The organism is Photobacterium sp. HL06, assembly GCF_059552575.1.
On sequence record NZ_CM183914.1, the window covers coordinates 3,047,675 to 3,061,384 of the forward strand.

Sequence of the window (13,710 nt, forward strand, 5' to 3'; positions counted from 1 at the left end):
ATTGATATTATTGAGCTTACAGCAAATTAGACCTAACCTTATAGCGATACAAAAAAACGCTGACAAGGCTTTTCGCACCTGACAGCGTCTTTTCTTTACTTAACTTTGCTGCATGTCACTGTTTTGGGCGTTAACCAGCTCGATGCCCGTCGGATTATTCTGCAGTGCTACCGTCAGCACCTCATCAATCCAACGCACCGGACGCACTTCCAAATCAGCAATAACATTATCTGGGATCTCTTCCAGATCACGTTCATTCTCTTTCGGTATCAGTACTGTTTTGATGCCACCACGGTGTGCAGCCAGCAGTTTTTCTTTCAGGCCGCCGATTGGCAGCACTTCGCCACGTAGGGTGATCTCGCCTGTCATGGCCACATCGCCACGTACTGGGTTACCCGTCAGGCTAGAAACCAATGCCGTACACATCGCGATACCCGCACTTGGGCCATCTTTCGGTGTCGCGCCTTCTGGTACGTGAACATGAATGTCACGCTTTTCATAGAAGTCTGCTGTCACACCTAAGCGCTCGGCACGGGTGCGTACTACAGTCATTGCTGCCTGAATCGATTCCTGCATCACATCGCCCAGCGAGCCAGTATAGGTAAACTTACCTTTGCCCGGCATAGACTCAGTTTCAATGGTCAGCAAGTCACCACCTACCTCAGTCCAAGCAAGGCCGGTAACCTGACCGATGCGGTTATTCTCTTCGGCTTTACCGTAGTCAAAGCGCTGAACACCCAGGTAAGCTTTCAAGTTTTCCTGGTTGATCGTGACAGTCTTGGTGCCTGGATTGAGCAGGATCTCTTTCACTGCCTTACGGCATAATTTCGAGATCTCCCGCTCAAGACTACGTACGCCCGCTTCACGGGTGTAATAACGAATAATGCCAATCAGCGCCGAGTCATCAACCTCAACCTCGCCCAGCTTCAAACCGTTACGCTTGATCTGCTTCTCCAGCAGGTGACGCTTGGCAATATTCAGTTTTTCATCTTCGGTGTAACCCGACAGACGGATCACTTCCATACGATCAAGCAACGGCCCCGGAATATTCATCGAGTTCGAGGTTGCCACGAACATGACATCTGACAGATCGTAGTCAACTTCCAGGTAATGGTCGTTAAACGCATTGTTTTGCTCAGGATCAAGCACTTCAAGCAGAGCTGATGCCGGATCGCCTCGCATATCCGAAGACATCTTGTCGATCTCATCGAGCAGGAACAGTGGGTTTTTCACTTCCACTTTCGCCATCTTCTGGATCAGCTTGCCCGGCATAGAGCCGATATAGGTACGGCGGTGACCACGGATTTCCGCTTCATCACGCACGCCGCCCAGCGCCATACGCACATACTTACGGCCTGTTGCAGCAGCAATCGACTGACCTAGTGACGTTTTACCCACACCAGGAGGACCAACAAGGCAGAGGATTGGGCCTTTCAGCTTGTTGATACGGCTTTGTACCGCTAGGTACTCTAAAATACGTTCTTTGACGCGCTCAAGGCCATAATGATCGGCATTCAGCACTTCTTCGGCTTTGGCTAGGTTTTTCTTCACCTTCGAACGCTTGTGCCAAGGCACGCTTAGCATCCAATCGATATAGCCGCGCACAACCGTAGCTTCCGCTGACATCGGTGACATCATTTTCAGCTTCTGCAGTTCCTGCTCGGTTTTCTCGCGTGCCTCTGCCGGCATTTTCGACTCTTCAATTTTCTTCTTCAAAGATTCGAATTCATCCGGCGCGTCATCCAGCTCACCCAACTCTTTCTGGATGGCCTTCATTTGTTCGTTGAGATAGTACTCGCGCTGGCTCTTTTCCATCTGCTTCTTGACGCGGCCACGAATGCGCTTTTCAACCTGCAGCAGATCGATTTCAGATTCCATCATTGCCATCAGGAATTCTAGACGTTCCGTGATATCAACGATCTCAAGTACTTTTTGTTTATCTGCCAGCTTCAACGGCATATGGGCTGCAATGGTATCAGCAAGGCGTGCCGCCTCATCAATACCGTTGAGGGAGGTCAGTACTTCAGGTGGGATCTTTTTGTTCAGTTTGATAAAGCCTTCAAACTGGTTAATCGCCGTGCGGACCAGTACTTCCTGCTCACGCTCATCCATTTCCTGGGTAACAAGAAACTCAGCATCAGCAGTAAAGAAATCATCATCACGTAGATTTTCAACCTTGGCGCGCTGCTGGCCTTCAACCAGCACTTTCACCGTACCATCAGGTAGCTTCAGCAACTGAAGAATAGTAGCAACCGTACCGACATCATAAAGATCGTCGATCGAAGGCTCATCAGTGGCCGCTTCTTTCTGGGCCACTAACAATATTTGCTTATTGTCATCCATTGCCGACTCCAGGCAACGAATAGATTTATCCCGGCCTACAAACAATGGAATAACCATATGAGGGTAGACCACCACATCACGCAGTGGCAGAACGGGGATCTCAAGGCGTTCCGAACGCTCCAGGTTCATATTCTTCTCTCTTCCGTTCAATCTCTTTACTGAGTATATGGGGGTAAAGCAGAAAGATTCAACGGGATAAGTAACAGAAAATAAAAAAGGAGGCAAAAGCCTCCTTTTTTTTAACATTATGAGCAGTTATTAGACAATCACTCAGCGCCAGCTGCTTGATTTTCGGTGTTTTCATAAATCAGTAGCGGATCAGACTCGCCTTTAATCACTGATTCATCAATCACAACTTTGCTCACACCTTCTGCTGAAGGTAATTCGTACATGGTATCTAACAGAACCGCTTCTACAATAGAGCGTAGACCACGTGCACCTGTTTTACGCTGCATCGCCTTGCGGGCAATTGCTACCAACGCATCGTCACGGAACTCAAGCTCGACATTTTCTAGCTCAAGAAGTGCGGCATACTGCTTGGTCAGCGCATTCTTCGGCTCACGCAGGATCTGTACCAGTGCATCTTCGTCCAGCTCGTTCAGGATCGCTGTTACTGGCAGACGACCGATGAACTCAGGGATCAGACCGTATTTCACCAGATCTTCTGGTTCAACCTGCTCGAACAGATCGCTCAGGGTACGAGATTCGTCTTTAGAGCGAACATCTGCACCAAAGCCAATACCAGTACCAGTTGCAACACGCTGGTCGACAACTTTGTCCAGACCGGCAAATGCACCACCACAGATGAATAAGATCTTAGAGGTATCAACCTGTAAGAACTCCTGCTGTGGATGCTTACGGCCACCTTGTGGTGGAACCGACGCAACCGTACCTTCAATCAGTTTCAGCAAGGCCTGCTGAACACCCTCACCCGAGACATCACGGGTAATTGATGGGTTATCTGACTTACGTGAAATCTTGTCGATTTCATCGATGTACACAATACCACGTTCTGCTTTTGCTACATCATAATCACATTTCTGTAGCAGCTTCTGGATGATATTTTCCACATCTTCACCAACGTAACCCGCTTCAGTTAGCGTAGTTGCATCAGCCATTGTGAACGGAACATCCAGCATACGTGCAAGTGTTTCCGCCAGCAGAGTTTTACCACTACCGGTTGGACCGATCAGCAAAATATTACTCTTGCCTAGCTCAACACCTTCACTTGTGGTGTCGCCATTACGAAGACGCTTGTAATGGTTGTATACCGCTACCGCCAGTACCTTTTTCGCATGGTTCTGACCAATAACGTAATCGTCCAGGTTCGTACGAATTTCCTGTGGCGTCGGAAGCTCGCTGCCGTCGCGTTTAGGCATCACTTCTTTGATTTCTTCACGAATGATGTCGTTACATAGATCGACACACTCATCGCAAATATAAACAGAAGGGCCAGCAATCAGCTTGCGAACTTCATGTTGACTTTTACCGCAGAAAGAGCAGTACAGCAGTTTTCCACTACCACTCTCTTTTCGCTTATCTGTCATTCGCTAACCTCTTTTTGGGTCTCAACCCATCATTGCCTTGTTTTGAGTGTATAACAACTCTTGTCATTTTGCTCCGCGTCTCAGCCAACCTGTGCCACTGAGCCAAAAACAGAGTTAGTCACGTTGACCCAAAACTGCATCTACCAAGCCGTATTCGACTGCTTGCTCTGCTGACATGAAGTTATCACGGTCAGTATCACGCTCAACCACTTCGAGTGGCTGGCCGGTATGTTTGGCAAGCATACTGTTTAGTCGTTTCTTGATAGTTAAAATTTCTTGAGCATGGATCTGAATATCAGATGCCTGCCCCTGGAAACCACCTAGCGGCTGGTGAATCATCACACGTGCATTAGGCAGGCAAAAACGCTTACCTTGTGCACCACCAGCGAGCAGGAATGCTCCCATCGAACAAGCCTGCCCCATACAAAAAGTACTCACGTTCGGCTTAATATGCTGCATGGTGTCATAGATTGACATGCCTGCAGTTACCGAGCCACCCGGCGAGTTAATGTACAGAAAGATATCTTTGTCTGGGTTTTCAGACTCAAGGAATAAAAGCTGTGCAACCACTAGGTTGGCCATATGATCTTCAACCTGGCCGGTCAAAAAAATCACACGCTCTTTAAGTAGTCGGGAATAGATGTCGTAAGAACGCTCACCACGAGAAGTCTGCTCGACCACCATAGGTACCAGCGCATTCATAATTGGCGACATGGCGTTGTTGTCTTGGTAGCTCATAACGTTATTTCCCTAAAATAAATGGCCCGAATGAAATTACTCTCACACGGACCATTGTTAGCAGAAGATTTGAAACAAAGTCAAATCTCTACAGTAATTTCAGCAAATTAAGCTGCAGGCTGCTGCTGGTTCATTAGCTCGTTGAAGCTAACTTCTTTTTCAGACACCTGAGCTTTCGCTAGAAGTGCGTCAATCGCCTGCTCTTCTAGAGCAACGTTACGCATGTTGTTCATCATCTGCTCGTTCTGCTCGTAGTAAGCAACAACTTCTGTTGGATCTTCGTATGCAGAAGCCATTTCAGCGATTAGCGCTTTAACACGCTCATCATCAGCTTTCAGCTCTTCAGACTTGATCACTTCGCCAAGAAGTAGGCCAACAACTACGCGACGCTTAGCCTGCTCTTCGAACAGTTCGCGTGGTAGCTCTGGTGCGTTCTGAGCATCACCGCCGAAGCGCTGAGTCGCCTGCTGGCGAAGAACGTTGATTTCTTGGTCGATAAGTGCAGCAGGAACGTCAATGTCGTTCTGCTCGATTAGGCCGTTAAGAACCTGATCTTTGATGCGACCTTTAACTGCTTGCTTAAGCTCACGCTCCATGTTCTTACGAACTTCAGCTTTCAGACCGTCAACAGAACCGTCTTCAACACCGAACTTAGCAACGAACTCTTCAGTTAGCTCAGGTAGCTCTTGCGCTTCAACTTTGTGCAGTTTGATAGCGAAAGTTGCTGCTTTACCTTTAAGGTTTTCAGCGTGGTACTCTTCAGGGAAAGTCACTTCTACAGTGAACTCGTCGCCCGCTTTCTTACCAACAACACCGTCTTCGAAACCAGGGATCATGCGACCCTGGCCCATTTCTAGTGCAAAGCCTTCAGCTTTACCGCCTTCGAATTCTTCACCGTCGATAGAACCAGTGAAGTCCATTGTAACGCGGTGGTTAGCTTCAGCTGCTGCATCAACTTCAGACCAAGTTGCCTGCTGCTTACGTAGCGTATCAAGCATAGTTGTTACGTCTTCGTCTTTCACTTCTACCGCTGGTTTTTCAACAGCGATTTTGTCAAGGCCAGATAGTTCAATCTCTGGGAAAACTTCGAAAGACGCTTTGAATACTAGATCTTTACCTTCAGCCATCTCAACAGGAGCAAAAGTTGGCGAGCCCGCTGGGTTGATTTTTTCTTTAACAATTGCTTCGATGTAGTGACGCTGCATCACTTCACCTAGGATGTCCTGACGTACAGAAGCGCCAAACATACGAGCAACCATTTTAATTGGCGCTTTACCTGGACGGAAACCATCGAAACGACGATTCTTAGCAATTTTCTTCAGTTCAGCGGTTACTGCATCTTCAATGTTAGCAGCAGGAACTGTGATAGTTAGATGGCGTTCTAGGCCTTCAGTGGTTTCAACGGTAACTTGCATTTTATTTAACCTCAAAACTTACTCAGTATTCTCTGAGTGATGTTGCCGATCAGTCATACGCTGACGGTGGCATCCTTTCGTGTTATGGCTTACGACAATGCAAAACCATAACGCCTTAATTCTGATAATTTCTTTTTCTACTGGCCATGAAGCCACTGAGCCAGAAATTAAAACGCGGTATTATAGCGAGCCGATGAGCTGTCGTCGAGACAGAGTCAACCCAACCGCACTCAAACCTTTCACACAAGATAGGGGCAAAAATTCCATTTTCAAGGGCAAATCGTAAAAATTCCCCTACCTTTTCTGTTTTTTTGACAATGAATTGAATTATCAACACCAGACCACCTGGTGAGTGCTGTTTTTGTGTTCAGTGAACAGCGCGGTTATGCGCTCATTTTTCAGGCAACATCTATAGGTTCGCTGATTGTAAGTAGCCCAGAGCGAGCATGTCAGGTTTGATATTAAACAGTTGCTACACATAATCTGAATAGCGAAACGTCAGATGGGATGGGGTTTGTGCTGGCCGCAAATGAAAAAAACAAAAACATTCTAAATAAGCAACAATGCGCACATAAAGGGCAAATAGTAGCAAGTATCATACTAACCAGTAATCACCAATACGGAACCTACCGGAACCTACACCCTCTAGAGATAAAAAGGAGATCCATCATGAAAAGGAACAAGGCAAAAGTCATCGCCTGCTGGCAGCCATCAAACCCCAGGGAACTGGCCGCTTTAAAAGCACTTTTGGTTCAGGAAATCGGTGGGCAACCCAAACACCACCAAGGCGGTACAGGAAAAATCGGTAAGGATTCAGGGCGAGTCATTCGCTAATTGATACAAACAGATGTCGAACTTACACAATAAGAAAGTAAAGTCAGTCAGGGAAGAAAATACTAAAAGAAGAGGAGATGGCGCGCCCTGCAGGATTCGAACCTATATCGAGTATAAATTCTATATCCATCGGGTGGGTGGGTGGGTAACCTATCCCCCCAGCCTTAACATCGAACTAGCAAGTTAGAATCTAACTAAACTCTAAGGGGACAAGGCCTTAGCGTAGCTAAGCGCCTCCTCTTCGATATGCTTTAACCATAAGAAGTGGGGCTCACCGAGTCGAGTGCCGAACGTAATTTACTTGCACACTTCAGTGCAAATGTTCAAAGTGCAAACAGTGTACATGAGTGCACATGAATAATGAACATTTCTTAAACGCATGCATTCCCTCATTTACTACGTACAACATTTTCACAACACTTTTGTCTGCTGACACAATCACCCAAACACCCTCAGTTATCGTTCAACTAGTTTTTAATGAATCGCGTTACCACTCCTACGCATGTAAATTCTTCGTTGTTGACCTTACCAGCCAGCTCATCGGTCATCGCGTACCAAGAACCCTTCAAAAATACCATTAGCAAACAAACATTCCCCCTTGGTAGTCAACCAATGCCCCCCCTTCCATTACTCGTAGCCCTGTCCATTTCTACAACCAGCAGATCAATAGAGTGTGTAACACTATACTGAACGGAGATTTGCTCCCAAAATCTATCCTACAAATTCACTTTATTTTGTTGATAGCAGTAACCAAACAACAAGAAAAATTGTCAAGGCGGGAATACAATGCTGAGCTGAGCGCCGAGCCTTCTAACTCACAAGGTCTGCTTAAAATAGACTCCACTTTTGACAATAAATCATTCAAAATCTCATTTTCATCATATTTCTCAAACTTATACCTTATGTGTTCACAATACTGCCGATACATACTCACATCAATTTCGATATTTTGATCTTCAGACAAGCTGTTATCATAATCGATCATAGCGGCTCGAAGCTCTACGTTTCTATCTTCAAGACGTTTCAGCATGTACTTAATTCGTTGGTAATCCATCACAATTTCTCATCATTTAATTATTAGACATATAGCCTAGGCAAATAGAGCTAAAGCCTTTCAAATATGTTACCTGTATAAGCATACAGTTGCGATCGGTTAAATCCAAACAAATCAGATAGTAGAAATGGAATAGAGCTCGAAGCTACTCTGTGATGAATGTTGATAGGATACACAGTAAATAGAGCGTAACTCGGTGGTGGCCTATGCCAAGAACGCTCGGATAGGCCATCATACTCAAAACCTTTCCCCCGTATTAGTAGGTGGGGTGGTCTGCTTATCAAACGCATCTACTTATTATACGTTCATTCAAAAAGTGCCAAGCCCGGGTCAGCGGAAACATGCTGACTCGTTTAGGGATAGAAACGAGCTAGAAGAATTACTCTAGCTCAACTGGTTTGAATTAGGAAAAGTGTATGGAATCAGTGGGCAAATTATATTAATCCTCAGTGCTCACTAAGCATCATTCACCTTTATCTGCCCACAGATTCACCAAATTAACATCCTCACTATTAGGTTGTAACCCTATCTAAATTGATGCATGTTAGATTTTCAGACACTTAGGCTAACTTTTTGCGTGTTACATTAGATGCAGATATGGCAAACTAAGATCAATGTATATTATAGGCCTTTAGTTAAGTAGAAAAGTGGCAAACTCGAATACGCACAAATCGCTAGCTGAATCGCATTCAACTTTTTATGCCTTTGAGTTAGGCCGTATTATTTTAGGGTCTAATTTTGAGTAAAGTCTATTATGATTTTCATCTTTAAAGGTACTATAAGTAACGATCAATATTACGAGGTGTCATTATGGATAAAGACTTCGAACAGTACCGTGAAATGATAAATGGCTGGCTAAGAGAAGATAAGTACTTCAACGATAGAGCTCCTGTTGGATATGAGAGTACACTTGAACAATCCAGACAGAGAACCGTCGAAATCACAAGAGATCTTGTTGTTATCACAAAAAACCTTCGTAGTGAGATCAAATCACTAAAAATAGTTAATGGCATAACGATAGCGATTATTGTTTACCTTTTGCTCTTTTGACTGTCTAGAAGCAGCGATGTTAGTTCTGTTCTTTTCACTATCGATTATTAGATATGGCAAAAATCGCTAAGCGGAGTGTCCTTTTCTGTCATAGAAGAGCGAAAACAGTTTATCCAAGAGGTAACAACCTTTTACAACGACAGGAGTATATAAAAAAATACTCCTGTGCTTTCTTCTAAGGTAGTTTCAAGTCAATTAAAATATGATAAATAGCAATTTTTTCATTACCTCGAAAACGATACTCCAAAGCAGATACTAATTTTTCCTTGTCTGTGAAAATTTCGATATGATGATTTTCTTTGTCTATGCTTTTAAAGCCAGCATATTCCTTACCTTTTAGATTATTAATATATTGATATACTTTTGTTCTAAAATCATTAAAGTAGCAATAGGAAACCATAAATACAGGTGACAAGCCTATTAGGTCATAATCAGAAATTTTGTTTAGATGATAATCTATTGTCGTGTTATTAATTGACTTTAAGTTCATCGCTTCAAAAATTGATATTGGCACATTTCTGTTATCTAAGATCAAACCATCACTTTCGCCCACTCCTATTCCACTTGGAGCTTGGCCTGTTCTTTTTTGATCACATAGAGTAAACCCAAACCAAGATAGTCTATGATTCACCAAAGAAACACACCAATCATTAATCAAATCTTCATTTTTATTTTTATTCAATATTTCAAGATTTTTAGATCTAATAAGCATTTCCTTCACACACGATAGAATTTCGCCATATAGAAATTTATTTGTGTCGGTATTATTATCATTTGCTAGAATCATAGCTAAGTCAGATACCGACTTCGACTTAATCTCTCTATAAATAGTTCTTAGCTGATCATTAGTTTTGTGTGCGTTGATTAGTTCACTTTTCATCATTTCACGTTGAAGTGGTTCAAGCCTTTCTTTTATCGAGCTATCAATTTTTAGCATCTCATCATTAAGTTCAGCATCACTAACCGCTATCGTGTGGAATTTTTTGTAGTTATCTAGTATTTCCTTAGCGGAAATATAATTATTTTTTAAACGCAAGACCTTGCAGTATGTAAGCGTAATCGGTTTATAATTAATTTCTACTGTATTCAGCTGTGAACATAAATAATCAACATCATCATACTTCTTCGCTAAATACAACGCATACAAATAGTCTGATTTATAATTTAATGGCAAAAACTCGAATGAAAAATTTTCGCTAATTGTCCTATACTCATTTATTACATTTTCAAACTCTAGAGTTGTAGCACTTCCAGTAATTAATAATTTGAGTTTGGAGGTAAATATCAAATGAGAAAACAGGTTGGATTTATTTTCCTTAAATATACTTTTAAATATTAAACCTGCTTTCGTTGGGTTTTCGGGTAGGTTTATTAAACCTACCACATATCTTTTAAATAACTCAGCTTCATTAACCCAGTGTTTAGCAGTAACGTTATATTTTAATTCAACTTCAGTTTTTGGTGAAGATAATGCATTAACTGATTTCTCCTTGTAAAATACATCCTCTTCAGAATAATATATCTCTAACAAGTCATATTTATATTTTAGTGTCTTCCACTTGAAAACCATCTCTTTTACTCGCACATTCCCTCTATAGGGGTGTTTTTCAAAGAAAGTATTTGCTTTTTTTAAAGCGACTAAAGCTAAATCTAACTTTGAGGATTCTAGAGCTAAAGAAAATGCTTTTTCAATAAAATCTATACTAGATTCATTTTTCTCAGAGTAATTTATGTGTTCTATCGCTGTAGAAATGCTCTCGCGTCTGCTACTAACGTGTGTGTTAGCTAGTAAAGCTAACATCGCTGATAGTGGTGCTTTGGATACTAAACTCACTAATAACTCGTTAAACAAATCATCGTTAAAATCATTGAAGATATTAGTAGCTTTACTCCATAAATCGTAACTTTTTTCATCGAAGCTAGAGAAGCTATCGTTGAAAATTGGATAACTTACTTCTTCACTTTCAAAACCGAAATCAAGTATCAAATCTCTAAGTTTTCTTCCTATTTCAACTTTATTTGACTCAGATAAAGAAAATAGATTAATCAATACTTGTATGTAGTTTCTAATCGTTTGCATAAATTGGATCCGATTAGATTCATTATTGGAAGAAAAGCCAATCGCCAATGTCATTGATGATGGCAGTTTTTTTATTATTTCACCTATAACTTCAACTTTATTTAGGCCACCCCAATATAACTCATCATAAAAACTATCAGCATCCAAACAAGATGATTCACTTTCAATACTAAACTCAAATAATTTATTATAATGCTGTACAATTTCATTCTCTATATCGTGCACAACATCGCTAGACCCTATAGCAGCCACCTTATTATTGCAACATTCTAGCATTTTAAATAACAGATATAGCGTATACTTCTCTCTTATTCGATCTATTTTTTCTAATCTTATATTATTTAGCAAACACCGATAAATTTTTATCAAATCCTCACTAGCAGCGCTAGAAACAAGAATAGTCAAACATTGCACTTCTATTGTATTAGAGCTAACGTAGCTATTAATATTGTTTTTTGCCAAGAACAATATTAATTTTGACAGTTCTTCTTCCCTATTATTCCTCAGCGCTACATTAATAGTAGAAGTACAAATTAGATTTATAGTATTTTCAATAGCCTCTTTGTATTCATTGTTGTTACTTCTATATTTTTCTTTAACTTTATGAACAAGATTATGGAAACCAGCGAGAAAGTAGTCTGGGTTAGAAAGTAGAAAAAGATTGTAACTATTATCATCAGTGCTTGGTGAGTCATAAAGTAAAAAGCTTCTGAGTGCAAATTTATCCTTTGCTTGTTCAAATAAATCATCTATCTCCCCTCCACTAATTACATCAGAGTAATTAATAAAAATATCTTCTTTTAAAATATAGCGCAGTGATGAATACCCCAAATTACTATATAAGGTCATTAGTTCATTTCTACTACTCCAACTAATCAAATCTAGAACAGTTTCAAACTCCTCTGAACCACCCCCTTTATAGGCTTTCATAACTTCGTCTATATTTAATGGTGTCTCAATTACTTCATCAGGTGTTCTTTTATTTTCATTACCACCTACATTAATGTAGGTGGTACGTTTGATAGAAGTAAGACTAAGATCAAAACTCTGGTTACTCCATAGAAATCGCCTATATTGTCCAGATGACATTTTAAGCAATTTTGATTCTTCAATATTTTTCTTACAAAAACCAATAAAGATTGACTTCTCTTCATCGTTAAATATTTCTGTATTTGGCATATCCAGAACATCAATATATGATTGTCTTAGATCATAATATTTTTCTCTAGCTGACTCCTGATCTTCAAACTGAACAAATTTTTTCCAAAAATAATCATTGATCAGACGACCTTTATCCCAACCGTTTTCAGAAACCTTCACCACATATTGGTCTTTATCTTTATTAACTTCTATTTTGTAATACTCAAATATAAACGATGGAGGTACTATGTTATCAAAAGTTTCTTGATCAATAACAAGTGTCACTGGCATCAAGTTTGAACAGCCAGATTTGATATCACTGAGACGTTCTACAAACGTCAATAAGGGTTGCACTGAATCATCAATTACATCATATCGGCTAGTGCTTGGTAAGCGTGCATTAATGTGTACCCATTTGTGTTCAAAAAGTAAAATCCCTAGCTCTTCTAGCAAAGAAAAATCAAAGTCCTCTTTGAAGGATACTCTTTCACCGTCAATGGTCGTCCAATCCATCTTTCCAGAGTGAAGCTTAAGAACAAGCTCACGATCCAAACGTGGTGTTTTCAGCTTCAAGTTCCATAATATCTCGGCAATGTAATCAGCTTCGATATGCTTGCGTACATTTAATTCTTGCTGAGTATCCCGCCTGTAGACTTTGGATGGAGTTAACAGCTCATTAATCTCTGATATTTTAAGAGGATATTTTGTGTGATACAACGTGTCGGCCTTACCTGTTCAATCAATATACTAATCTTACATTGATTGCATAAGCCAAAACATTGATTTAATGTCAAAAACTAGAAATCGATGCTTTTACTCAAAGGGTTGCTTTAAGTTGAGATCATTGAAGCTCAAGGAGTCTATACAGACCCAAATGGCGAATATGTTAACGGAGGGAATGATATACCCTCAATTCAGTAGACACATTTATACACTAGATAATTTTGGTCAAATGTCGCTTGATGAAATAAGGCTTTGAACAGCTCAAACATGGGATGGTGCATTTCCGCGATAGAAAAGGCTACGACTATATCCTCAATTTCCTTGGATGTGCGACTCTTGTGATGTTGAATGGACGGGTTACTGCTGACCCGAAAAGGGACAAATGTGTTAATTTTTTCACTCGGAAGTGAATGATTCAGATGAGAAAAGTATCTTGAGACCTTAAACGTTGCCAGTTGCTTTGTTCGTAAAAGCGACACTATGTTATTTTTTCGAACAGTTTTCCTGAGTATTTGTGTGTTCGAAGAAATGACGAAATGTCATTTCTTCGAACAACAAAGCCATGAGCATCCAAGTTAACTCAGACATAGATCTAGCTATGTCCACAAGCTTGGCCGCCAACAAGCCCGTCGGCAGCAGCTGAACGACCTAACTCAGACATAGATCTAGCTATATCCACAAAGCTTGGCCGCCAACAAGCCCATTGGCAGTAGCCGAACACCCTAACTCAGACATAGATCTAGCTATATCCACAAAGCTTGGCCGCCAGCGAGCCCATTGGCAGCA

Annotated in this window: 8 protein-coding genes; 2 read left to right on the forward strand and 6 right to left on the reverse strand. The window is 41.3% G+C overall.

Features of this window, described 5'->3' with window-relative positions; all coding sequences use genetic code 11:
- Nucleotides 1-99: 99 nt before the first annotated feature.
- The 4 genes from lon to tig all read right to left on the reverse strand — a co-directional run bounded on the left by lon (nt 100) and on the right by tig (nt 6,043).
- The gene (lon, locus tag AC51G0_RS13795; protein WP_496299183.1) at nt 100-2,472 is read right to left on the reverse strand and encodes an endopeptidase La; all 2,373 of its coding nucleotides are present in this window, start codon (nt 2,470-2,472) and stop codon (nt 100-102) included.
- A gap of 137 nt (nt 2,473-2,609) precedes the next feature.
- On the reverse strand, nt 2,610-3,890 hold the full coding sequence (clpX, locus tag AC51G0_RS13800; protein WP_496299185.1) for an ATP-dependent protease ATP-binding subunit ClpX: 1,281 nt from the start codon (nt 3,888-3,890) through the stop codon (nt 2,610-2,612).
- A gap of 114 nt (nt 3,891-4,004) precedes the next feature.
- Nucleotides 4,005-4,628: an ATP-dependent Clp endopeptidase proteolytic subunit ClpP gene (gene clpP, locus AC51G0_RS13805; RefSeq protein ID WP_496299187.1), complete on the reverse strand. Its 624-nt coding sequence runs from the start codon at nt 4,626-4,628 to the stop codon at nt 4,005-4,007.
- A 107-nt stretch (nt 4,629-4,735) separates the two neighbouring features.
- Nucleotides 4,736-6,043 carry a trigger factor gene (tig, locus tag AC51G0_RS13810; RefSeq protein WP_496299189.1) on the reverse strand — a complete coding sequence of 436 codons (1,308 nt, stop codon included), beginning with the start codon at nt 6,041-6,043 and terminating at the stop codon, nt 4,736-4,738.
- A gap of 669 nt (nt 6,044-6,712) precedes the next feature.
- Here tig and AC51G0_RS13815 point away from each other — a divergent pair.
- Complete coding sequence (locus AC51G0_RS13815) at nt 6,713-6,877, forward strand: hypothetical protein (RefSeq protein ID WP_496299190.1); 165 nt, start codon at nt 6,713-6,715, stop codon at nt 6,875-6,877.
- Between the two features lie 724 nt (nt 6,878-7,601).
- On the opposite strand, the gene AC51G0_RS13820 is transcribed toward AC51G0_RS13815, so the two are convergent.
- Complete coding sequence (locus AC51G0_RS13820) at nt 7,602-7,931, reverse strand: hypothetical protein (protein WP_496299191.1); 330 nt, start codon at nt 7,929-7,931, stop codon at nt 7,602-7,604.
- Between the two features lie 810 nt (nt 7,932-8,741).
- On the opposite strand from AC51G0_RS13820, the gene AC51G0_RS13825 reads away from it, so the two are divergent.
- Entirely contained in the window at nt 8,742-8,981 is a 240-nt protein-coding gene (locus AC51G0_RS13825) for a hypothetical protein (RefSeq protein ID WP_496299192.1), read from the forward strand.
- A 175-nt stretch (nt 8,982-9,156) separates the two neighbouring features.
- Here AC51G0_RS13825 and AC51G0_RS13830 read toward each other — a convergent pair whose 3' ends face one another.
- Nucleotides 9,157-12,918: a hypothetical protein gene (locus AC51G0_RS13830; RefSeq protein ID WP_496299194.1), complete on the reverse strand. Its 3,762-nt coding sequence runs from the start codon at nt 12,916-12,918 to the stop codon at nt 9,157-9,159.
- Nucleotides 12,919-13,710 lie beyond the last annotated feature (792 nt).